Source organism: Citrobacter sp. RHBSTW-00570, from assembly GCF_013739755.1.
Taxonomy (GTDB): domain Bacteria; phylum Pseudomonadota; class Gammaproteobacteria; order Enterobacterales; family Enterobacteriaceae; genus Citrobacter; species Citrobacter braakii.
This window is the reverse complement of record NZ_CP056399.1, coordinates 2,408,427-2,430,269: the sequence shown is the minus strand read 5'-3', so window position 1 is coordinate 2,430,269 and position 21,843 is coordinate 2,408,427. Positions and strand designations below refer to the sequence as shown.

Here is a 21,843-nt window from a genome sequence, read left to right as displayed (position 1 = left end):
GGCAATATCAATGACAAAGCAGTACCAGCACCAGCGTTGGAATATACGGATTCAGGTCATGTAGATACAGGACTGTATCAATAATCAGCTCAAACTGATTCACTTCGGGCATCGGATTCTTTACCTGCAGAACGCGTGCCCCGCACAGCTCAGGGGAGCAGGTTGTACTCAGTGTCGCTTACCGGTTCAAGCCACTCGTTCGATGCGCCAGCTGCCGGGATTTCCACAGCGATATGGGCAAACCAGCTATCACGCGCAGCACCGTGCCAGTGTTTCATTCCCGCCGGGATGTGTACGACATCACCAGTTTTCAGTTCGCGCGCCGGTTGATTCCACGCCTGATACCAGCCTCTGCCGCCGGTCACCAGCAAGATTTGTCCCCCTTGATGATGGATATGCCAGAAGTTACGACAGCCCGGCTCAAATGCTACGTTACCAATGACCACGCCTTCCATGGAGAGCATGGTCAGATAGCTGTCGCCAGTGAAATATTTCGCATACGCTTCATTTTTCTCTCCGCGAGGAAAGACGCTGTTACCATCAAATTGTTGATTCATAATCTCCGCGCCGGCGCTGGAGACGGTATTCCGTTGATTTTGCATTTAGACTCTCCAAAACGGTGGCAGCACGCGCCACCGATGCTGAAAACTATAAAAATTATAGAGACTCGACAGGCGGGTGATTAGAGGTGAAAAGAAGGACAACCTTATGAATCATGCTCATCAATAGTCGGTAACACGTACAACATTTCTACTGGAGATGGCGTGAAGCCTTAGGCCACAATTTCAATCAAGTTGCCGTCAGGATCGCGTATCACCGCTTCGTAATAGCCATCACCGGTGGTGCGCGGGCCAGAAACTAATATTCCCTGTTCTTTTGCACGCATCGCCATGGCATCAACGTTTTCACTGCCGCCAACTGAAATGGCGAGATGCACCCAGCCTGAGGTGTTATTGTCGGGAGCATGTTTTGTCAGTCCAGGCTTAGTCATTAACTCAATCGCGATATCCTCACCAATTTTGACAAAATAGGATTCAAATCCAGGATTGGTTTTACTGCAGTATTTTTCGTTGATCTTTGCGTCAAAAAACGTGACCCAGAATTGAGCTTGTTGCTCAAGATCCCGTGTCCATAACGCCACATGCGCAACCTTCATAGCTAACCTCTTCTTGTTGTATCCAAACAATAGGTTCCCTAAAGGGATGTTGACATCGAGAACCATAATGCACAATTATGCTTGTTATTGCTCGATGTTTATTTCACTGGAGTATTGATGCTCGATTACGCAGCATTCCCTGAACAGCGCCAGGCGCTTATCTATCAGATCCTGCAGGAAAACGGCAGAGTCATCTGTTCCGAACTCGCCAGCAGGTTAGGCGTTTCGGAACATACAATCCGCCGCGACCTACATGAATTGAGTAAAGATGGCGTGTGTAAAAAAGTCTATGGCGGCGCGGTCATTGCACTCCCTGAATCCGAAGACATCACCGTGCGCAAGAGTATTAATGTGGCGAAAAAGAGCAATATCGCGCAGAGATGCGCCCGGATGGTCAAATCCGGAAGCTGCATTTTTATCGACACGGGCAGTACTAATCTGGCGATGGCTGAAGCCCTACCCGCCGAGCTGGCGTTAACCGTGGTAACAAATTCCCCGGAGATTGCCGCCGTTTTACTAAAAAAACCACTGTTTGATGTCATTATGCTGGGCGGCGCGGTGCAACGATCTTCTGGAGGGTGCGTGGGTGCCACCGCTATCTCGCAGGTGCAGGGCATTTTATTCGATCAGGGATTTATTGGCGGCTGCGCGATGTCGCCTGAATCCGGCTTAACCGGATTTGATTACGCGGATTGTGAGTTCAAAAAAGCGGTGATCAAACAGTGTAATGAACCCATTGTCGCGCTGACGGCTGAAAAGATCCCGGCCGTCGCCCGTTATGTCGTTACCGAAAGCAGCAATATCGATGTAATTGTCGTCGAGGAAAATATCAGCAAAGAGTATGCCACGGCGTTTCAGGCGCACGACATTCGTATTTATACAGTGTAACCCATTCTATTGGGTGATACTTTTCCATTGCTTTCATGACCCACCTTCCCTACAGCCTTGTCTGTTCGGGAAATCGCCAATGCAACGTCCCGAGCAGGCCAGCTATATCAGTGCTTCACAATATACATTGTGCGGCTATAAGCCACATCTTCAGGGTTAGTAATCGGATACCCTTTCAGCCACGGTTTAATTAAACGCCCGTTGGTGTACTGATAAATCGGCGCAATGGGAGCCTGTTCCATCAGAATGTTCTCCGCAGCGTTATAATCAGCATTGCGTGCTTTCTGCGTATTCTCCAGGGTTGCCTGGGTCAACACTTTATCGTACGCCGGATTATTAAAGCGGGAGATATTGCCCGTATGGGTTGATGTTAATAGCGACAGGAACGTAGATGGCTCATTGTAATCGCCCACCCACGAGGCGCGGATCACATCAAAATTGCCGGTATTGCGGCTATCGATATAAGTTTTCCACTCCTGGTTTTGCAGTTTCACGTCAACGCCGAGATTTTTCTTCCACATAGACGCAACAGCAATAGCTATCTTCTGATGATTTTCAGAGGTGTTATACAGCAGCGTCAGTTTAAGTGGTTTCTGTGGACCATAGCCCGCCGCACGCAGCAGCGTTTTCGCCTGAGCGTTCAGCTCTTCCTGACTCATTTGCTCAAACGGTGAAGGTTCCGGCACAAACCCTGCCGTTACATCCGGCGTAAAATGCCATGCGGGCTTTTCGCCGGTACCCAGAACTTTCTCCGCCATCAGGCGACGATCGATAGTCATGCTGAGCGCCAGGCGCACGCGTGAGTCGGCAGTCGGTCCCTTCTGGGTATTAAAGGCATAGTAGTAAGTGCCAAGCTGCGGCGGGGTGTAAACCTGGCCCGGGATGTCCTTCAACAGTTTCTGATACATGTTTTTCGGGAACGACTCGGTAATATCGATATCACCAGCAAGATAGCGCTTGGTCGCTGCCGATTCCTGGTTAATAGGCAGGAAGGTGACTTTTTGCAGCACCGTTTTGGCGTTGTCCCAATAATGCGTGTTCGGCACAACGTCCAGTTTTTCGTTCACCACGCGATCTTTGAGCACATAGGCGCCGTTACCAATTAGATTGCCTGGTTTGGTCCAATCTTTACCGCTCTCAACGTTAGCTTTTTGTACCGGATAGAAAGCAAAACTCGCCGTCAGATTAGCAAACCATGGCAGCGGTTTATCCAGTTGGACCTTCAATGTACGCGCATCGATCGCGCTAACGCCGAGCTTATCTGGCGAGGCTTTTCCATCAATTATCGCCTGTGCGTTGTTAATACCCGCCAGCGCAGCAAACCAGGCAAACGGCGACAGCGTTTTCGGGTCAACCAGACGCTGCCAGCTATAGACAAAATCCTGCGCCGTTACCGGCGTACCATCTGCCCATTGCGCATTGTCGCGCAGCGTAAACGTCCAGATACGGTTATCGTTGCTTTTCCACTGAGTGGCAACACCGGGCACAATCTCGCCCTTCTCATTCTGGTTGACCAGTCCTTCAAACAAATCACGAATAACCTGAATTTCAGGAAGCCCGACGGCCTTTGCCGGATCCAATGACGCCGGTTCGTCTTTGATATGACGCACCAGTTCTTGCTTTTCTGCCAGTACCGTTCCGCTGGGAACATCAGCAGCCCAGGATAATGAAATGCTGCTTACCAATAGCGCACAACAGGTTACTGAAACAGAATGCTGCATAAAATACCCTCAATTCCGGCTACTAAGTGAATGTGTAATTATTTGTATCGCCAGCAGGAAATGCAATTAACTTTCGACAAGGAAATAATATTACATCTGAAAAGATAAGTGTGTGAAAACGATTTGATTATCCATACATTTTGCACAACACTGCGAGTAACAATCCACGCATTCAGAGATGACTATGACCGTTACCCGACCCCGTGCCGAGCGCGGCGCATTCCCACCTGGAACCGAACATTACGGACGTTCATTATTAGGCGCGCCGCTAATCTGGTTTCCTGCAATGGCGGTCGATCGTGAAAGCGGTCTGATACTGGCAGGAACGCACGGCGACGAAAACGCATCGGTTGTCACCCTTTCCTGCGCATTGCGTACGCTTAATCCTTCCTTACGTCGTCACCATGTGGTGCTGGCGGTTAACCCTGACGGTTGCCAGCTCGGGCTGCGCGCAAATGCGAACGGAGTGGATCTAAACCGTAACTTTCCCGCTGCCAACTGGAAAGCGGGTGAAACGGTGTATCGCTGGAACAGCAGCGCAGAAGAACGCGATGTGGTGTTGTTGACCGGCGAAAATCCGGGTTCAGAACCAGAAACCCAGGCGCTGTGCCAGCTTATTCACCGAATTCATCCTGCGTGGGTGGTCTCTTTTCACGATCCGCTGGCCTGTATTGAAGATCCCAGGCGCAGCGAATTAGGCGCGTGGCTGGCGCAGTCGTTTGAATTACCTCTCGTCACCAGCGTAGGTTATGAAACGCCCGGCTCATTTGGAAGCTGGTGCGCAGACCTGAACTTACACTGTATAACCGCCGAATTTCCGCCCATCTCTTCAGATGAAGCGAGCGAGAAATACCTGCTGGCCATGTCCAATCTCCTGCGCTGGCACCCTAGAGATGAAGTTGTCCGGTCGTAAAATGCAGGGCCGGCTCCGCGTCGCTGGCAAGCCAGGTAGGGCCATCAAGATCGGCAAAGTTAACCTGCGGCGTAAGCGGTAACGCCGCCCCAATCGCCCGGGAAGTGCACAACATGCAGCCCAGCATTAGCGTAAATCCCTGCTCACGGGCTTCGGTTGCCAGCGCCAGCGCCTCCGTCAGGCCGCCTGTTTTATCCAGTTTGATATTGACCATTTCATAGCGCCCGTGCAGCGCTTTCAGGCTGCTGCGGGTGTGGCAGCTTTCATCTGCGCAGATCGGCAGCGGATGCACAAAATTTTCCAATGCGGCATCGTCCTGCGCTGGCAGCGGCTGCTCCAGCATCGCCACCCCTAAATCAGCCAGAAGCTGGCAGCGCGCCGCCAGACCTTCTGCCCGCCAGGATTCATTGGCGTCGACAATAATCGTGGCATCAGGCACCGCAGCACGAATAGCGACCATCCGCTCGCTAATCAAGCGCGCATCCAGTTTAACTTTTAGCAGTTTCGCGCCATTTTCCCACAGTGCAGCCGCACTCACCGCCATTTGTTCCGGCGTGCCAATTACCACGGTTTGCGCCGTCGTCACCACTTCCGCCAGTTCACTTCCCACCAACTCTGCCAGTGACCGTTGCTGTTGACGCGCACTCAGATCCCACAACGCGCAGTCCACAGCATTACGCGCGGCTCCCGCTGGCAGCAGCTTTTGCAGCTCTTCACGCGTCAGTCCATTTTCCAGTTGTGGGGCAATGCTCATAATTTGCGCCAGCACTGAGGCATCGCTTTCACCATAGCGCGGATACGGTGTGCACTCGCCGATACCCGTGACGCCGTTTTCTGCCACTTCAACCACCACCACATGCGCTTCGGTTCTGCTCCCACGGGCAATAACAAAGGGAGTGTGCAGCGGCCAGGCTTCCTCATATACCTTAACTGTTCTCATTTGCTTTCCTTAATGCAGTCCCTGAAGCGGATATCCGCAAATAGCGTTTGCCGTGTTAACTGCTGATGGCATAAACTAGCCTCGACGTTAACTATATGTAAACAGGAAGATAACCATGTCACAAACCGTTCATTTCCAGGGCAACCCGGTTACAGTTGCCGGCTCAATTCCTCAGGCTGGAAGCAAAGCTCAGGCTTTTACCCTTGTGGCTAAAGACCTGTCTGACGTTACGCTGGGCCAGTTCGCAGGCAAGCGCAAAGTGCTGAATATTTTCCCAAGCATCGATACCGGCGTTTGTGCGGCATCGGTACGTAAGTTTAACCAACTGGCGACAGAAATCGACAATACCGTCGTACTGTGCATTTCGGCCGACCTGCCATTCGCCCATTCACGTTTTTGCGGCGCGGAAGGTCTGAGCAACGTTATCACGCTGTCCACCCTGCGCAACGCAGAATTTCTGAAAAACTACGGCGTAGAAATCGCTGAAGGCCCACTGAAAGGTCTGGCCGCACGTGCCGTGGTCGTTATTGATGAAAATGACAACGTCGTTTTCAGCCAACTGGTCAATGAAATCACCAACGAGCCAGACTACACTGCTGCGCTGGACGTACTGAAAGCTTAAACCACGTCTGCATACAAAAATGCCTCCGCAGGGAGGCATTTTCATTTACCGCGTTACTCTTCGCTTTTTTTCTGCTGGCTCAGGCCGTATTCGCGCAATTTGTTGGCAATCGCGGTGTGCGAAACGCCGAGGCGCTTGGCCAGTTTGCGTGTGCTGGGATAATTCATATAAAGCTGCGTCAGCACAGAGCGTTCAAAGCGGCTGGTAATTTCATCCAGCGATCCTTCCATCACCTCTTCTCCGACTGCAACCGTTGCCGCATCGTAATCCGGCAGTAAAATATCCTGCGGCCGCAGCTCATAGCCTTCAAGCTGGGTCAGCGCCCGGTAGATGGCATTTTTAAGCTGACGCACGTTGCCCGGCCAACCGTAGCGGGTTAACACCGTGCTGAGATCGGCAGACAGCTTCGGACGCGGCACGCCCTGCTCGTCGGCGAAGCGCGCCACAAACAGTTCGGTAAGCGGCATAATATCCTGCGGGCAATCGCGTAGCGGCGGCAGATTTAGCGTCAGTACATTCAGTCGATAATAGAGATCTTCACGGAAAAGCCCTTTCTGCACCATTTCCACAAGGTTCTTTTGCGTCGCGCAAATCACGCGGACATCAACATGAACTTCGTGATCTTCTCCCACGCGGCGGAACGTGCCGTCATTGAGAAAACGCAGCAATTTGGTCTGCATACGCGGCGACATTTCACCAATTTCATCTAACAGAACCGAGCCGCCATTCGCCTGCTCAAAGAAGCCTTTTTTGCCTTCCGGGGCATGGCCAAACAGCTCACTTTCGACCGCATCTTCAGGAATTGACGCGCAGTTCAGCGCCAGATACGGCTTCGACGCACGCGGGCTTGCCAGGTGGCAGGCATGGGCAAAGAGATCTTTGCCGGTGCCGGTATTACCAGTAATCAGCAGCGGCGCACTCAGTGTCGCCAGCTTACGCGCTTGTTCCACTACGTGTTTCATTTTGGCGCTGACGGCAATAATCTGGCTAAACGCGCTCAAATCCTGGGTAGTCATATTTTGCAGCTGACGCCCCATCCGGATGGTGGAGCGCAGCATGACAACAGCACCGGTCAGCATCTGCTCCTGATTTTCACCCTGCAAATGGACAGGCGTAATCTCCATCAGGAAGTTCTGTCCGTTAATTACGACATGCTCGCTATGAGAATCCTGCGGATTGCTTTCGAGCCAGCGCTGGAAGTTAAACCCATTGATTAACTGGGCGGCGGTATGATTGCGCATCCGATCCTGAGTGTGCGCGAAAAGCTGACAGCTCGCAGGGTTCGCCATCTCGATTTTGCTTTTCATATCCAGAGAAAGGACCGGTTCTGGTAACGCCTCAAGCAGCGCGCTCAGCGCAAGATGTTCACGTTCGGAAGGCATCCAGGGCACGGTACGCACATCCGTAACCCCTGAAATACGGCGGATTTCAGCCATCAGACTACTGAAGTTGGTGAACTCCAGTTCCGCAAAATTGAGGTAAATCCGCCCGATGGGGTCAATCTCGATACCGCGTAAATCAATGCTTCTCAGCACCAGTAAATCGAGCAATTCGCGGGTCAGACCAAGTCGGTCTTCACAAAAGACTTCCAAACGCATAGGAACCTTCACCTGGACAAGGGATTATGTATTAAATGATAAGACAGTATTGGGTTTGCAGGAAGAACTCTGTCAACAAATATTGACAGCTAGCTGGAAAATCAGGCGCCGGGACGTAAAGTTAAACGACTGGCGCCCAATTTTTAGCTAACTTTCGCGCGGAGATTTGTTCTTTTGTAAGGTTTCTTTCACCTGACCAATCAGTTGACGGCGAAAATCGCCCAGTCGTGGCTTATCGTCATCGATCCACGGCAGCGGTCGGCAAAGTTCCATGGCTTTAATACCCAGACGCGCCGTTAATAATCCCGCGCCAATACCCTGCGCGGCACGCGTCGATAAGCGAGCGGCTAAATCCTGCGACATCCAGTCCATTCCCACTTCCCGCACCAGCTCACTGGCCCCGGCAAAAGCGATATTTAGTAGCACCAGGCGGAACAAACGCAGGCGGCTGTAATAACCGAGTTCAATGCCATACAGCGATGCGATGCGATTAATCAGCCGCAGGTTTCGCCAGGCAATAAACGCCATATCCACCAATGCCAGCGGACTGACGGCAATCATCAGCGTGGACTCCGCCGCTGAACGGCTAATCTCACGTCGGGCCTGCGCGTCCAGCACCGGCTGCACAAGATGGGCATACAGGCTGACGACTTCGCGATCGTTCTGCGTTTCATGAATTGAGGCATACCAGCGCTGTAGCGCCGGATGGGACTGATCAATACCCGCCTGCTGCGCCAGCTTTTCACAAAATGCACGACCTTTTCCGGTTCCATGGCTGTGGAGCAGATCTCGCGCTTCATCACGCTCGTGCGCACGCTGGCGCAAACGCCATAGCCGACGCCACTCGGTCGCAACCGATCCGACACCTGCGCCGATAATCAATGCGCCAGCGGCACATCCTCCCAGCGCAACCCAGTCCTGAGTCTGCCAGGCGTTCATGGTCCATTGTACGCCCTGAGCGACAACGCTCGCGCCAAACAGCGCCAACCCGCCCATTACCATTTTGCGCCACAAACTGCGTTTGGGGCGTAGGGCCGCATCAATGACGGCTTCTGCCTGACCTTCGTCTTGCAGAGGTTCATCCACTGTCGCCGGAGAAAAAGTCTGCGCCTCTGTTTCGTTGAACATCTGCTGCGCTTTAAACGCCGCGTTTTGTTCCACGTCCAGCGGACCTGAGAAATCGATACGCGGTTTTAACGGCTCGCTCATCGCAATTTATCTCCTATTAAAAACTCCATCGCGGCATCAAGACGAATATGCGGTAAGGGTTTATCAACATCCATAACCTGCGGGCGAAACGCCTCGAACTGAAAGCCCTGGCTGTCCCAGAATGCTTGTCCAGGTAAACGCGCGGGCACTTCCCCCGGATAAACGGTTAGCGGTTCACCATCGCTCAGACGATGACCACGCAGCGCCGGGATCTTTTCGCCTTTCACATCGATCAGGCCGCTGGTGGTTGCCTGTACTGATGCCAGTCCCAGACAATCCATGCTGATACCTTCGAACGCAGCGTTTTGCCAGGCGTCCTGGATCAACTGCTGCAACAACGACACCATATTGGCGTGCTGATCGACCGTTACATGGTCGGCTTTGGTGGCGGCAAACAGCAGTTTGTCGATCACCGGGGAAAACAGCCGACGAAACAGCGTACGCTGTCCGTAATGGAAGCTTTGCATCAGTTGGGTGAGTGCCAGACGCATGTCGTTAAACGCCTGTGGCCCGCTGTTGAGCGGTTGCAAACAATCGACCAGCACAATCTGACGGTCAAAGCGCAGGAAGTGATTCTTATAAAATCCCTTCACGACTTTTTCACAGTAATAATTAAACCTGTCGCGTAACATGCCCGCATTGGTGTGTTTGTCTGCCTGCGCCAGCTTCGATTCCCCCCAGGCATCAACGTCCGGCCACGGGAAGAACTGCAGCGCAGGCGCGCCCGCCATATCTCCGGGCAGAACAAAACGGCCCGGCTGAATAAAATGCAGTCCCTGCTGCTTGCACTGGTGCAGATACTCCGTCCAGGCGGCAGCGATTTCCGCCAGACGGTTTTCATCAGCAGGCGCCAGCGGATCCAATCCCTGGCATAACTGCCGCCATCTTGCCGACCATTCGCCCCGCTGTCCCTGTAATAATCCGGTCATTTGCCGCGACCAGCTGAGATAATCCTGGGCCAGCATCGGTAAATCGAGCAGCCACTCCCCCGGATAATCGACGATTTCCAGGTACAGCGTGGAGGTGTCTTTAAAGTGGCGCAGTAAAGAATCATTGGATTTGTAGCGCAGCGCGAGGCGTATTTCACTCACACCGCGCGTAGGTGTCGGCCAGGTCGGCGGCGAGCCATACAGCTGCGCCAGTCCCTCATCATAGGTAAAGCGCGGAATACCAAAATCGCGTTGTGGAACCCGTTTAACGCCGAGCAGACGCTCTTCGCGCACGCAACTGAGCAACGGCAGACGCGCACCGGCATGAATATTGAGTAACTGGTTTACCATCGCGGTGATAAACGCCGTCTTACCGCTACGGCTAAGTCCGGTGACAGCCAGGCGCAAATGCCGGTCTACGCCGCGATTAACCAGCGAATTGAGTTCATTTTTAAGTCGCTTCATCGCCATCCCGTTTTGCTGAAGGAACCGAAGAAATTATAACAAACAGGAAGTAAAGATAGGGGTCAATTCTTACTTATCAACTACCTGAGCTGTAACAGGCGGCATTATTCTTACCGCCTGGAGCAGAAGGAATGCGGGCGGTTTATTGATTCTCTACTTTAGGAAGCGCTATCTGATTGATGCCACCTTCGTTGGTCACCTGCGTGTAGCCCATTTCCGTCAACATATCCTTCGCCTGCCTCGATTGACGCCCGGAGTTGCAGTACAGCTTCACAGTGTCGGTCATATCAGGAACTTCAGCAGCGATACGCGCCTTCATCTCTTTTAATGGAATGTTGACCGCCCCCTGAATATGCTGCTGTTGATACTGTTCAGGAACGCGAACATCAATCCAGTGCTCGGCTGCAAAAACCGGCATGCCGATGACCAGTGCCAACGCTAATACGCCTTTTTTCAACATAATATCTTCCTGACTGATAGTTGGATTTAACCAACACACTATACGCCAGTTCTTAAGAAAATATTGCGACCGCATTATCACCCTCTGCACCCGTGGACGAGACTTCCTCTGGTTGCGCATACTGCGGTTAGTTTTTTGATTTTTCTGCCCGCATTCCGATATTGTTGTCATTCGCCAATTAACTCCATAATATGTTCGCCATTGACTCTCGGACGGAGCTTGGGATCTATGTCTCCTACCATTTATGATATTGCACGAGCCGCTGGCGTATCAAAATCCACGGTGTCGCGCGTGCTTAATAAGCAAACCAATATCTCGCCGGAAGCGCTTGAAAAAGTGCTGCGTGCTATTGATGAGTTACAGTATCAGCCCAATAAACTTGCTCGCGCACTCACCTCTTCCGGGTTTGATGCAATAATGGTGATATCTACCCGTTCAGCAAAAACAACCGCCGGTAATCCGTTTTTCTCTGAAGTGCTGCATGCTATTACTGCCAAGGCTGAAGAGGTCGGTTTTGATGTCATATTACAGACTTCGCGAAGCACTGAAGATGATTTACAAAAATGTGAGAGCAAAATTAAGCAGAAATTGATCAAAGGTATCATTATGCTGAGCTCTCCCGCCGATGAATCTTTTTTTGCAAGGCTGGATAAATACAACGTACCGGTCGTGGTTATTGGAAAGGTTGAAGGCGACTACGCCAATGTCTATTCTGTAGACACAGATAATTATCGCGACAGCATTACGCTAACTGATGCGCTGATTGAGAGTGGACACCGTAATATAGCCTGTTTGCACGCGCCGCTTGATGTTCATGTTTCTATCGATCGCGTTAACGGATATAAAGCCAGCCTTCAGGCGCATAATATTAAAATGCGCGATGAATGGATTGTTGACGGGGGCTATACCCATGAAACAGCCCTGCTTGCTTCGCGAAAATTACTGAGTCAGCAGCCGTTACCCGACGCCGTATTTGCCACCGACAGCTTGAAATTAATGAGCTTATATCGCGTGGCGGCTGAGAAAAATATAACCATCCCGCAACAACTTGCCGTTGTGGGCTACAGTAATGAGCTGTTGTCTTTTATGCTCACGCCCGTTCCTGGGGGAATTGATGTGCCTACCCAGCAGTTGGGTGAACAAAGCTGTAATTTATTATTTAACCTGATTGCGGGCGAGAAAGGATTACAAAATATCACGGTGAGCACACAAATATCGCTGGCCGACTCACTGGTGTAAAAACTGGGGCATAAATGCCCCAGTATATTTTAGAATGCGTAGTTCACGCCTATACCAGCATAATGGAATCTGTCGCTTTCGCCTTCGTCGTGATCTTCCCACTCATAGGCATACTCCAGTGACATTGATAAACCATTCTGGAAATCATATGCATACAGTAAACCGAGACGATTGAAATTATGGCCTTCACGTTCCGGATCATCTCGCCAGTCCCAGTTTGACCAGCGATCAAGCCCGAGACGGGTATACGGCGTCAGGGTGGTATTGCCTAAAGACAACGGTAAATATGCACGAATTTCCTGGGTTGAGAACTCACCATTATTGCGCGAATCAGCCAAATTAAAGCCGCGCTCAAGGTAATAGTTGACCGTTAAGCCCACCGTTTCGTTAAACCTGTAATTCAGACCGGTCTCGCTTTCGACACGACTATCGGAGTAACCAGTAGTATTCAAATCATTAACGAATTGATACATCGACAGCCAACCGCTAAAGCGCAGGTCGTCGGTCAGTTTAACATCCCAATCCGGCTGAACTTTCCAGCGCTGCATATTGGCGGTGTCGTTTCCTGGTTCATTGACATAGTGATAACCGTAATTACGGAAGCCACCGGTCAAACCGAAATTAACATCTTCACTTTCCAGGAATTGATAGCGAATTTCCAGTTCCGGACGATCAAACCAGGTACCACGCTTACCTTCGCTGTAATCAACCGGTCCTTCCTGATAATAGGCCAGCGATATTTTCCATGGCCCATTAGATGCGTTGAAATAGACGGACGGCTCAGCCAGTCCATCCATATCTTCGCCCTGACCTTCAACGTTTTCTATTTCGTACATAGCACCAATATTAAAGTGCCAGTCATTATTTTCAGCAGCCTGCGCGCAGGCCATTCCTGCGCTCATAATCAGCGCAGTAGCGGACAGTAGGGTTTTCATTATTATTCCTTGTTAAAATACTCGCAAAAATGCCCCAAGGCTTGGGGGGATTTATCCCCCCGGAATTTTATTGAATAGCCACTTCAGTTTCAGCATCAAAGAAATGGCATTTCGCCATATCAAAATGAATAGTGATATTTTCTCCTGCATGATAATCATTCACTGCCCCAGCACGGACCACCAACTCATGCCCCCCAACAATGGTATAAAGCATAAATTCAGCGCCGGTTAATTCTGCAACGCTAATTTTTGCCGATATACTATTTTCATTATTAAGCTGCGGGTGTATATCTTCAGGACGAATTCCCAGAGTGACCGCCTGATGTTCATAACCCTGCGCTTTTAATTGTGCTAATTTATTTTGTGGAATCGTTAATTTCAGTGTTTCAGTAACAAACTTATCACCATCAATCGCGCCACGAATAAAGTTCATGGCCGGTGAGCCAATAAATCCGGCGACAAACATATTAGCCGGGTGGTTATAAACCGTTTTCGGCGCACCAACCTGCTGAACAATGCCATCCTTCATAATCACAATACGCGTCGCCATAGTCATGGCTTCGGTTTGGTCGTGGGTAACATAGATCATGGTGGTATTGAGTTTCTGATGCAGTTTGCTAATTTCAGCCCGCATCTGAACGCGAAGTTTGGCATCGAGATTCGATAAGGGTTCATCCATCAGGAAGACCCCCGCTTCACGTACAATCGCACGCCCCAGCGCCACACGCTGACGCTGACCACCGGATAACGCGCCGGGTTTACGCTGCAGATAATCGCGCAGACCAAGGATCTGCGCCGCCCAGTTGACGCGCTCCTCAATCACAGCAGGCGCTATTTTCTGCATTTTCAGACCAAACGCCATGTTGTCATAGACGGTCATGTGTGGGTACAACGCGTAGTTCTGAAAAACCATCGCAATGTTGCGTGATTTCGCCGGCACATCGTTCATCCGTTTACCGTCAATCAGCAGATCGCCGCCGCTGATCTCCTCCAGACCGGCGATCATGCGTAACGTAGTTGACTTCCCGCAGCCGGAAGGTCCAACAAAAACAATAAACTCTTTATCTTCAATTTCCAGATTGAAGTCTTTAACGACGTGTACCTGGTTGTCGTAAATTTTTTGAATGTGTTGCAACGAAAGCTGTGCCATGTTGAATCCTTTACTTGTCGTGTTGCCAGAAAGCCGATAAGCACGGCCACGTCAGAAATTCGGTTGCCGGAAGCAGCAAGTCTGCCCCATTCAGCCCTTTACCGATGCCGACAGAAAGCATGCCGCAGGCGTTGATTGCATCAATTCCCGCTTGTGCATCTTCTATGCCAATACATTGTTGCGGGTCAACGCCAAGACCCGTGCAGGCTGCCAGGAAAATTTCCGGATCCGGTTTCGAGCGGGTGAGCAATGCCGCATCCGCACAAAAATCAAAGCAAGAGCTAAGATTAAGCGCCTGTAAAATAGCCGGGGCATTGCGCGACACAGAGGCCAAACCCACCGGAATCCGTTCTTCCCGCAACGTCATCAACAGCTCACGTATTCCCGCTAATACCGAGTTAACCGTCAGCTGGCGCAAAGAATGGACATACAGTCTGTTTTTTCTCTCGGCCAATTGTGCGCAGGCCTCGGGAGAAAACGCCCCCGCCTTCCCACCATAGTGCAAAATACGCTGTAGTGATTCGCCGCGACTAATCCCTTTCAGGCTGTCATTAAATACTTCGTCGATCACAATCCCTATTTCATCGGCTACCTGCCGCCAGGCCAGAAAATGCAGATGCGCGGTATCGGTAATCACGCCATCCAAATCAAAAATGATGGCCTGTGGTTTGAGTATCATTCATCGCCCCTTTCTGTGGTAGCGGTCCCATAAGTGGGCGAAATAATGGCGTCATTGCGGATTACTGTTTCCCCCTGCACGGAGACCTTTTCACCATTGACCCAAAGGACAATCTGCTCAGTGCTGTTAATACGGATTTCAGCCGCATTAATGATTACCTGCATATCGATGCCCTGCCAGCGCAGAGGGAAAGACAGCGTTTGCCAATGAGTCGGTAAGGCAGGAGCAAGGTGTAACTCCCCGTGGCGAATATTCACGCCGGCAAAACCCTGGATTGCACCCAGCCAGATGGCGCCCGTTGCCGCAGCATGAATGCCGTCATCGCAGCTATGTGGGTCCTCCCCGAGATCGATAAGCGATCCTTCACGCCAGAACCGATAGCCCTGTGCCGGATCACCGCAACGCGCTGCCACAATCCCGTGGATCGCTTTACTCAACGAGGAGTCATGAATTGTGCGCGGCTCGTAAAAGCGCAGGTTTGCCAGACAGGTTTGCGGGCAAAATTGCTCCGGTAGCATGTAGGTCAGCATCACCACATCGGCCTGTTTGAGAATTTGCATCTCATTGACTTCTGCACGGGAGTAATCGAGCAAAATCGTCTGCTTGCCCGCTTTGGCTTTGTACTGTGACAGATCGATAGCCGGTTTGCTCAGGAAGGTATCGTCCTGAGGTAGCACGCCATCGGGCTGAACTTCCGGTCGCCAGAGATGCTGCAAAAAATACTCTGCGCGGTGAATAAACGTCTCATCACCGCAGCCCAACCGACGGGCAAAACCCAGCGCCTGTTCCACGTTGTACCAGGCCATGTAGTTGGTGAACGCGTTGTTGTTCACATGCTCAGTGTATTCATCCGGGCCAATCACATCGTGGATCTCTAAACGATCATTAACCATGACCGCCCTGCTGATCCAGAACTTCGCCGTTTCCAGCAGCAACGTCATTCCCTCACGGGACATGAAGTTTAGATCCCCTGAAGCATGCCAGTAATTGATTACCGCCCAGGCAATATCCGCCACGAGGTGATGTTCAGCCTGCGCGGAGGCCACTTTCTGACGCAGTCCGGTACGGATGTTGATCGCCGCAAATTCAGGCGTTTCCTCATCACCGCTGCGAGCGCTTTCCCAAGGGAAAAGCGCTCCCTGCCAACCGTTACGGCGGGCTTTCTCACGCGCCCCCGACAGATTATGCCAGCGGTAACGCAACAAACTTCTCGCGGTTTTCGGCTCGGTAAAGAGATGAAACGGTAACAGAAAGACCTCGGTATCCCAGAATATGTGACCTTTATACCCTTCCCCCGTCAAACCTTTGGCCGCAATACTGCTGCGCTCATCGTGGTCAGGAGTCATCACACGCAGATGATAGAGCGCATAGTCCAGCGCTCGCTGATCGCTGGCATCAGTGCTGGTGACCTGAACGCGACGATTTTGCCACCAGGCATGCCAGTTAGCAGCCGACTCAGCAAGCAGAACGTCATAGCCTTGCTGCGCGCATACTTCCAGGTTGCGCAGCGACTGGCGTCCCCAGGTCTCAAGCGACAGGCTGCGTTCGCTCGCCCAGTCTACCCAGCTAATTTTTGTCAGCGTGACGCGCTGTCCGGCTTTCGCCTGCACGCTGTTGTGTTGTAACAGCCGACGTTCTTTCGCGGTGAAGCAGCGCTGCGCTGCACCGTCTACATCGCAATACGTGGTGATAGCGATATCATTGCGGTTGTCCTGGGTGGTGTAAATCCCTTGCATAAGATGCTGGCCAAAGACCCGGACCTGCGTTTCATCCAAATGCTGACGACCATGATTGGTCATCGTGGCGTCAATTCCGGTCGAGATACCAATGCTGGCATCGCCATCCAGTGGCGTGACGACAACTTCCATAGCAAACAGCGGCAGTTTTTGTGCCGAGACAAATCGCCGGCTCTCAATGGCAAAACGCGCCCCGCCAGACGCACGCCAGGTAAGCGTACGGCGTAATTCCCCACTGGCAAAATCCAGTTCACGTTGCCAGCTTTCGATAACGCCGCTGGTGAGCGAGAAAATCTCACCATTGAGTGAAATCTCCACCCCCACCACATCAGGCAGATTAACCAGTTCATTAATCTCGCCTTTCCCTGCCCGGTGATACAGTCCAGCAAGGTACATGCCGCGAGTTTGTAAGGTGTAGGCTTCCTCGTGGCTGGCGCGAATCCCCATATAACCGTTACCGGTCGTCATGAGTGACGCATATTTATTCAGGTTGTGTGGGCAAAAAGCCGGTTCAGTTAGCATTACTGGCCTCGTCATAAGTCTACGTAGGTCCCTGTTTCAGCCGATTGATACAGTGCGGCAACCAGTTGTTGAATAACGACGCCTTGCTCTGCGTCAGCAATAGTGACAGGCTCGCCCTGGACATGATTCACAAAAGCTTCCATGCTGCGATAATGACGATTGTCATCGGCCATTTCGCGCTGAAGCAGTACGTCAAGCGTCCCCTCACGATCGGTATAAACCTGGGCCGGGAATAACGTCGCCCCAGCCAGATCGCCGCAGAAATTAACGTTCATAATCGATTGTTCCGGGATATTCAGCGCGAAAGAGGTTTCCAGTCGCAGGATACCGCCGTTATGAAATTCAATCGTCCCGAACAGAGAATCCTCCACGGTATACGTCTCGGGATCCCATTTCCCAAACTGGCCGCTGTTTTTACGCGTGCCAATGCGTTGATAACTGTGTGCGTTAACACGCTTTACTGCCGGAAACCCCAGCACATACATGGCGGCATCAAGCATATGGATGCCGAGATCAATCAGCGGCCCGCCGCCCTGCAGTTCTTTGTTGGTAAATACCCCCCAGCCGGGCACGCCGCAGCGGCGCAAAGCGCGGACATTGGTGACATAGATTTCACCCAGCACGCCGGCCATCACCTGCTCACGAAGCAGCTGCGTATCCAGTGCGAAACGATGATGAAAATCATAAGCCAGAACTTTCCCCCTTCGACGCGCCGTGTTACACATTTCCAGCGCCTCGGCTGGCGTCATCGCCGGAGGTTTCTCACACATCACATGGCATCCGGCGTTCAGCGCCAACATAGTGTGTTCATAATGAAAACGATTGGGTGAACAGATGCTGACGATATCTGGCTTAGCCTCGCGTAGCATCGTCTGAGGATCGTCCCAAACCTGCGGATTGCCGTATTTCTCTGCCAACGCCTGCGCCTGTGACAGGCGGCTGTCACAGACAGCCACCAGTTCCAGATCGTTGCGGGTGCAGTAGTACGAAGCGTGAACTTTATCCGCCACCTGCCCGGCGCCGATAATGGCGATGCGTAGCGGAGAGCTTGTCAGTGCACTTTTCACAGAAATCCTCTTAGCAGGTACGCAGCCAGGCCAGTGACTGACGGTACGCTTCCGGCAGGTTCTCTGCCCGTACACGCCCTTCGTACACGACGTAACCCTGATAATTATCTTCACGCAACTGATCAAACAGCGCAGTGAAATCCAGCGTACCGCTCCCCGGCTGATAACGATGGTTATCCGCAATATGGACGTGTCCCAGCAGATCGCGATTGTCATGCAGCGCCTGAGCCATATCGTCTTCTTCGATATTCATATGGTAAAAATCACCAATGATTTGCACATGCTTCAGGTTGTTTTCCACGATATAGCGACGGGCATCCGCCAGGGTGTTGATCATATGATCCTGATAGCGATTAAGCGGCTCCAGATACACCACCGTCCCCGTACGCTCGGCAACTTTATCGAGATAAATCAATGAATCACTTACTGCTTTACGATCGCCTGCCAGGCTGCGCGGAGAGGTCATCGGCGGTAAGCGGAAGGTAAACATGCCCCATGCAGCGGGTACAATAATGCCCTGCCCACCGACTTCGGCCAGCGCTTCGAGAATGTGGGTAATCTGCTGTAAGCCATTCAAACGACGCTCTTCGATAAAATCACCGATCCAACCGTCATATCCTCCACAGGCGGTGGTGACGGGCAGGCCTGTTTCTTTGATTGCTGCTTTCACTTCTGCCAGGTTGTTAACCAGCAGCTTGCCGTCAATTTCAAAACCGTCAAACCCCATCTCTTTGATGTAACGGAATTTCTCGAGAATATTTTCCGGAAAAAAAACCTGGTTCTGTGTTCCAATTTTCATCTTCTGCATTCCTTAATTAAAACGTCACGCCCATTTTGATGCTCTTTTCCGGATGGCGATCGACATACTGCATATAGCTTTCCGGGCTGCTGGCAAATGTCACTACCGGGTCAATAAGTTCTTCACAGTTCAGGTAACCGTTCATCAACAGTTCCCAACAGGTCTCCTCAATACGCTTGCGGCTCCAGCGCGGATAATCCGGATTTGGCTCACTGCAGGCACGGGAGAAGACAATTTTGGCGTTGTTGAAGTGCGCTTCACGCCCCAGGTTGAAGCCTTCTGCAAAAGGTTTCGCGAAAGCAACATAGGAGATGGTTCCACCATAGGCCAGGCCGCGTAACGCCGATTGCAACGCATCCGCATAGCCGCTGGTTTCGATAATCACATCCGCGCCCTGCTTGCCGGTCAGCTTCTTAATTTCCATGCCGACATCGGTGCCAATAGGATTCAGACAGAAATCCGCGCCATGACGACGCGCGATATCGCAACGATGGGCAATCGGATCCACGCCAATGACCACCGAGGCTCCCGCTTTCTTAGCCAGTTGGACGGCAATCTGGCCAATCGCCCCTAAGCCGACGATGACAACAAAGTCGCCGACACGCACATTGGCGTCGCGCACGCCACTCATGGCGAACTGTGCCGGGTCATAGCACACGGCATTTTTCCACGAACTACCTTCCGGCATTTTGCGCAGTTTGTAGTTGTTTACCGCATTAAAGAAAACCGTTTCTGCCAGTGGGCCGTAGCCGCAGACTGAATCGCCAACGGCGTATTCGGTCACATCGCTGCCACACTCAATAACATCGCCCACCACCATGTTGCCAAGCTGGAACTTGCCGAATTCAATCCCGCGCGGCGCCCCTTCCGGACGCGGCATGAACATTTGCCATTCGCCGTTAAAATCTTCGTCAATAAACGGACTGGCAGCGCGAAAATCGACCACTTCCGTGCCATGTTTTGGCGCACCAAAGCGAACGCGAACTTTCACTTCATTGGCGGATACAGCTCTGTCTTCATATTCCACCAGCGCCGCAACACGCGGTTCTGTGGCAACTAACTTCTTCATTTACAACTCCTTAATTAAACTGGCCGCTTAGCCTTTCACGCCGCCTGCGGTCAAACCACTTTTAATAAAACGTTCGGAAAGCGCATACATAATGACGACCGGCAATGCGGTGACTAACGATGCCGCCATCATGCGTCCCCAGATATAGTCAGGCGTACTGAACAGCGCGTTCAGACCGACCGGTAAGGTAAAATTGCTGGCGCTGGAGAGGAAAATCGAGGCAAACAGATAGTCATTCCACGCCACCATAAAGCAGTACACAAAGACCGAAACCAGACCGGACATCGCCAACGGCACGGTAATGCGAAAGATGATCTGCAGACGGTTCAATCCATCCATCATCGCGGCTTCTTCTATTTCATCCGGAATGGTGTCGAAGTAGCTTTTCAGCATGAACACCGCGGTCGGCAGCGTCTGGGTGACCATGGTGATAATCAACGCCATTTCGGTGTCATAGATGCCAAGTGCCGTAATGATTTTGAATAGCGGCACCACCAGCAGGATCCCCGAAAACATGTACACCGTGTAAAAGCTGGCATTGATGGTCATTCGCCCTTTAAAACGCAGGCGGGAAAGCGCATACGCCCCGAGCACGCCGAGAAACACCGCCACCATCGAAGAAGTGACCGATACCACCAGGCTATTACGGAAGTAGTCAACAAACGGGAAAATCATCGGGTTGAAGATGTCGATGTAATGTTCCAGCGTCCATTGCTGCGGTAACAACGTCGGATGCAGCGAGATCGCCTCTTTGGCGCTTTTAAATGAGGTCATCAGCATCACAAAAAATGGGAATAGCGTGATGCCCAGGAAGACAATTAATCCACAGTAAAAGCCGATGCGGCCAAGTGTGCGCTTATTTGTTGCCATTGAGGTTCACCCGTTTTCTGGTCAGCAGGATAACAGCGAAAATAATGACGAAGAGGACGACAGAAATAGCGGCCGCTTTGCCTAAGTCGTTAAATGCAAACGCTGTTTTATAGAGATAGACCCCGAGAATATCGACTTTAGTGGTCAGCAGATAAACATCGGCGAACATGTAAAACATCCAGATCGTGCGCAGTGTGACCACGGTTGCCAGCACCGGCATAATCGCTGGCAGCGTGACGATACGAAACCGTTGCCAGGCATTCGCGCCGTCCATTTCTGCCGCCTCATACAACGATTTATCAATCGTCTGTAAAATCGCCAGAAACGAGATAAAGGCATACGGGAAGTAGCGCCAGATGGCGAACAGCACGACCAGCGCGAAGCTGCTGCCGGGATTGTCGAACCACAGCGGTGCCTGATCGTAGAGATGCAACAGATCCACGCCGAGGTAGTTCACAATGCCGTAGCCGTTGTTGAACATGTATTTCCAGGCAAACACCAGCGAAATTGATGGCGTCACGTAAGAGAGGATGACCAGTGAGCGCGCCGTTTTCCGCAGACGAAACTCACGGTTAAAAAACATCGCTACGCCCAGCCCCAGTACCGTGCTTCCTGCCACAACCAGCGCGGTATACCAGACCGTCATCCACAGCGAATGCCAGAATCCGGGATCGGATAAGATACGGATATAGTTGCTCAACCCGACAAACGTAGACTCAATTTGCGGATTCAGCGGCAGTCGCATAAAGCTGATTTCGATGTTAGATATCATCGGCCACGCCACTAAACCGCCCAGCAACAGCAAGCTGGGCGCCAGCAGCAGCATGGCGAATGGCATATCAGATCGACCTGAAAAGAACTTATTCATCACGGCTT

The 21,843-nt window shown here is 51.7% G+C and carries 21 protein-coding genes; 4 read left to right on the top strand and 17 right to left on the bottom strand.

Annotated features, from left to right (window positions below):
* Positions 1-149 precede the first annotated feature (149 nt).
* Entirely contained in the window at positions 150-557 is a 408-nt protein-coding gene (locus HV237_RS11555) for a cupin domain-containing protein (protein ID WP_172864449.1), read from the bottom strand.
* A 215-nt stretch (positions 558-772) separates the two neighbouring features.
* Positions 773-1,156 (bottom strand): VOC family protein, encoded by a 384-nt coding sequence (locus HV237_RS11550; protein ID WP_047358107.1) that lies wholly within the window; start codon positions 1,154-1,156, stop codon positions 773-775.
* Positions 1,157-1,273: 117 nt separating this feature from the next.
* Between HV237_RS11550 and HV237_RS11545 the strand changes: the two genes are divergently transcribed.
* Positions 1,274-2,044, top strand: a complete 771-nt coding sequence (locus HV237_RS11545) for a DeoR/GlpR family DNA-binding transcription regulator (RefSeq protein WP_047358106.1) — start codon at positions 1,274-1,276, stop codon at positions 2,042-2,044.
* Between the two features lie 107 nt (positions 2,045-2,151).
* Here the strand turns inward: HV237_RS11545 and mppA are convergent, their stop codons facing one another.
* Positions 2,152-3,765, bottom strand: a complete 1,614-nt coding sequence (mppA, locus tag HV237_RS11540) for a murein tripeptide ABC transporter substrate-binding protein MppA (RefSeq protein WP_016153209.1) — start codon at positions 3,763-3,765, stop codon at positions 2,152-2,154.
* 184 nt (positions 3,766-3,949) lie between these two features.
* Here mppA and mpaA point away from each other — a divergent pair, with 184 nt between their 5' ends.
* Entirely contained in the window at positions 3,950-4,678 is a 729-nt protein-coding gene (gene mpaA, locus HV237_RS11535) for a murein tripeptide amidase MpaA (protein ID WP_047358105.1), read from the top strand.
* Here the strand turns inward: mpaA and ycjG are convergent.
* The gene (gene ycjG, locus HV237_RS11530; RefSeq protein ID WP_047358104.1) at positions 4,653-5,618 is read right to left on the bottom strand and encodes an L-Ala-D/L-Glu epimerase; all 966 of its coding nucleotides are present in this window, start codon (positions 5,616-5,618) and stop codon (positions 4,653-4,655) included. The genes mpaA and ycjG overlap by 26 nt on opposite strands.
* Before the next feature lie 115 nt (positions 5,619-5,733).
* Between ycjG and tpx the strand changes: the two genes are divergently transcribed.
* Positions 5,734-6,240 (top strand): thiol peroxidase, encoded by a 507-nt coding sequence (gene tpx / locus HV237_RS11525; RefSeq protein ID WP_016153212.1) that lies wholly within the window; start codon positions 5,734-5,736, stop codon positions 6,238-6,240.
* Positions 6,241-6,293: 53 nt separating this feature from the next.
* Here tpx and tyrR read toward each other — a convergent pair whose 3' ends face one another.
* From tyrR to pspE, 4 genes are all read right to left on the bottom strand, one after another.
* Positions 6,294-7,838, bottom strand: a complete 1,545-nt coding sequence (gene tyrR, locus HV237_RS11520) for a transcriptional regulator TyrR (RefSeq protein WP_016153213.1) — start codon at positions 7,836-7,838, stop codon at positions 6,294-6,296.
* A gap of 147 nt (positions 7,839-7,985) precedes the next feature.
* Positions 7,986-9,047, bottom strand: coding sequence for a YcjF family protein (locus HV237_RS11515; RefSeq protein ID WP_016153214.1), 1,062 nt, complete (start codon positions 9,045-9,047; stop codon positions 7,986-7,988).
* Positions 9,044-10,441, bottom strand: coding sequence for a YcjX family protein (locus HV237_RS11510; RefSeq protein WP_016153215.1), 1,398 nt, complete (start codon positions 10,439-10,441; stop codon positions 9,044-9,046). The genes HV237_RS11515 and HV237_RS11510 overlap by 4 nt, the downstream gene beginning before the upstream one ends.
* A gap of 142 nt (positions 10,442-10,583) precedes the next feature.
* A complete protein-coding gene (gene pspE / locus HV237_RS11505) occupies positions 10,584-10,901 on the bottom strand; it encodes a thiosulfate sulfurtransferase PspE (RefSeq protein WP_047358103.1) in 318 nt (105 codons plus the stop codon).
* 228 nt (positions 10,902-11,129) lie between these two features.
* On the opposite strand from pspE, the gene HV237_RS11500 reads away from it, so the two are divergent.
* Entirely contained in the window at positions 11,130-12,140 is a 1,011-nt protein-coding gene (locus HV237_RS11500; RefSeq protein WP_016153217.1) for a LacI family DNA-binding transcriptional regulator, read from the top strand.
* 29 nt (positions 12,141-12,169) lie between these two features.
* Here the strand turns inward: HV237_RS11500 and HV237_RS11495 are convergent, their stop codons facing one another.
* From HV237_RS11495 to HV237_RS11455, 9 genes are all read right to left on the bottom strand, one after another.
* Complete coding sequence (locus HV237_RS11495) at positions 12,170-13,075, bottom strand: OmpG family monomeric porin (RefSeq protein WP_016156630.1); 906 nt, start codon at positions 13,073-13,075, stop codon at positions 12,170-12,172.
* Positions 13,076-13,142: 67 nt separating this feature from the next.
* On the bottom strand, positions 13,143-14,225 hold the full coding sequence (locus HV237_RS11490) for an ABC transporter ATP-binding protein (protein ID WP_016153219.1): 1,083 nt from the start codon (positions 14,223-14,225) through the stop codon (positions 13,143-13,145).
* A 10-nt stretch (positions 14,226-14,235) separates the two neighbouring features.
* On the bottom strand, positions 14,236-14,904 hold the full coding sequence (gene pgmB / locus HV237_RS11485) for a beta-phosphoglucomutase (protein WP_181541822.1): 669 nt from the start codon (positions 14,902-14,904) through the stop codon (positions 14,236-14,238).
* Positions 14,901-17,177: a glycoside hydrolase family 65 protein gene (locus HV237_RS11480; RefSeq protein WP_135107959.1), complete on the bottom strand. Its 2,277-nt coding sequence runs from the start codon at positions 17,175-17,177 to the stop codon at positions 14,901-14,903. The genes pgmB and HV237_RS11480 overlap by 4 nt, the downstream gene beginning before the upstream one ends.
* Positions 17,174-18,229: a Gfo/Idh/MocA family oxidoreductase gene (locus HV237_RS11475; RefSeq protein WP_016153222.1), complete on the bottom strand. Its 1,056-nt coding sequence runs from the start codon at positions 18,227-18,229 to the stop codon at positions 17,174-17,176. The genes HV237_RS11480 and HV237_RS11475 overlap by 4 nt, the downstream gene beginning before the upstream one ends.
* A gap of 10 nt (positions 18,230-18,239) precedes the next feature.
* Positions 18,240-19,028, bottom strand: coding sequence for a sugar phosphate isomerase/epimerase (locus HV237_RS11470; RefSeq protein ID WP_047358100.1), 789 nt, complete (start codon positions 19,026-19,028; stop codon positions 18,240-18,242).
* Between the two features lie 16 nt (positions 19,029-19,044).
* Positions 19,045-20,097, bottom strand: a complete 1,053-nt coding sequence (locus HV237_RS11465; RefSeq protein WP_016153224.1) for a zinc-binding alcohol dehydrogenase — start codon at positions 20,095-20,097, stop codon at positions 19,045-19,047.
* Between the two features lie 27 nt (positions 20,098-20,124).
* Positions 20,125-20,967: a carbohydrate ABC transporter permease gene (locus HV237_RS11460; RefSeq protein WP_047358099.1), complete on the bottom strand. Its 843-nt coding sequence runs from the start codon at positions 20,965-20,967 to the stop codon at positions 20,125-20,127.
* The gene (locus HV237_RS11455; protein WP_003840754.1) at positions 20,954-21,835 is read right to left on the bottom strand and encodes a sugar ABC transporter permease; all 882 of its coding nucleotides are present in this window, start codon (positions 21,833-21,835) and stop codon (positions 20,954-20,956) included. The genes HV237_RS11460 and HV237_RS11455 overlap by 14 nt, the downstream gene beginning before the upstream one ends.
* Positions 21,836-21,843: the final 8 nt, after the last annotated feature.

What these genes read in the sequence shown, in the direction of transcription:
- pspE (WP_047358103.1), bottom strand. Translation starts at nt 10,901, where the DNA reads ATGTTGAAAAAAGGCGTATTAGCGTTGGCACTGGTCATCGGCATGCCG.
- HV237_RS11465 (WP_016153224.1), bottom strand. Translation starts at nt 20,097, where the DNA reads ATGAAGAAGTTAGTTGCCACAGAACCGCGTGTTGCGGCGCTGGTGGAA.
- ycjG (WP_047358104.1), bottom strand. Translation starts at nt 5,618, where the DNA reads ATGAGAACAGTTAAGGTATATGAGGAAGCCTGGCCGCTGCACACTCCC.
- HV237_RS11550 (WP_047358107.1), bottom strand. Translation starts at nt 1,156, where the DNA reads ATGAAGGTTGCGCATGTGGCGTTATGGACACGGGATCTTGAGCAACAA.
- HV237_RS11500 (WP_016153217.1), top strand. Translation starts at nt 11,130, where the DNA reads ATGTCTCCTACCATTTATGATATTGCACGAGCCGCTGGCGTATCAAAA.
- HV237_RS11460 (WP_047358099.1), bottom strand. Translation starts at nt 20,967, where the DNA reads ATGGCAACAAATAAGCGCACACTTGGCCGCATCGGCTTTTACTGTGGA.
- HV237_RS11555 (WP_172864449.1), bottom strand. Translation starts at nt 557, where the DNA reads ATGAATCAACAATTTGATGGTAACAGCGTCTTTCCTCGCGGAGAGAAA.
- tyrR (WP_016153213.1), bottom strand. Translation starts at nt 7,838, where the DNA reads ATGCGTTTGGAAGTCTTTTGTGAAGACCGACTTGGTCTGACCCGCGAA.
- HV237_RS11455 (WP_003840754.1), bottom strand. Translation starts at nt 21,835, where the DNA reads ATGAATAAGTTCTTTTCAGGTCGATCTGATATGCCATTCGCCATGCTG.
- HV237_RS11510 (WP_016153215.1), bottom strand. Translation starts at nt 10,441, where the DNA reads ATGAAGCGACTTAAAAATGAACTCAATTCGCTGGTTAATCGCGGCGTA.
- HV237_RS11480 (WP_135107959.1), bottom strand. Translation starts at nt 17,177, where the DNA reads ATGACGAGGCCAGTAATGCTAACTGAACCGGCTTTTTGCCCACACAAC.
- mpaA (WP_047358105.1), top strand. Translation starts at nt 3,950, where the DNA reads ATGACCGTTACCCGACCCCGTGCCGAGCGCGGCGCATTCCCACCTGGA.
- HV237_RS11490 (WP_016153219.1), bottom strand. Translation starts at nt 14,225, where the DNA reads ATGGCACAGCTTTCGTTGCAACACATTCAAAAAATTTACGACAACCAG.
- HV237_RS11470 (WP_047358100.1), bottom strand. Translation starts at nt 19,028, where the DNA reads ATGAAAATTGGAACACAGAACCAGGTTTTTTTTCCGGAAAATATTCTC.
- HV237_RS11545 (WP_047358106.1), top strand. Translation starts at nt 1,274, where the DNA reads ATGCTCGATTACGCAGCATTCCCTGAACAGCGCCAGGCGCTTATCTAT.
- HV237_RS11495 (WP_016156630.1), bottom strand. Translation starts at nt 13,075, where the DNA reads ATGAAAACCCTACTGTCCGCTACTGCGCTGATTATGAGCGCAGGAATG.
- HV237_RS11515 (WP_016153214.1), bottom strand. Translation starts at nt 9,047, where the DNA reads ATGAGCGAGCCGTTAAAACCGCGTATCGATTTCTCAGGTCCGCTGGAC.
- mppA (WP_016153209.1), bottom strand. Translation starts at nt 3,765, where the DNA reads ATGCAGCATTCTGTTTCAGTAACCTGTTGTGCGCTATTGGTAAGCAGC.
- pgmB (WP_181541822.1), bottom strand. Translation starts at nt 14,904, where the DNA reads ATGATACTCAAACCACAGGCCATCATTTTTGATTTGGATGGCGTGATT.
- tpx (WP_016153212.1), top strand. Translation starts at nt 5,734, where the DNA reads ATGTCACAAACCGTTCATTTCCAGGGCAACCCGGTTACAGTTGCCGGC.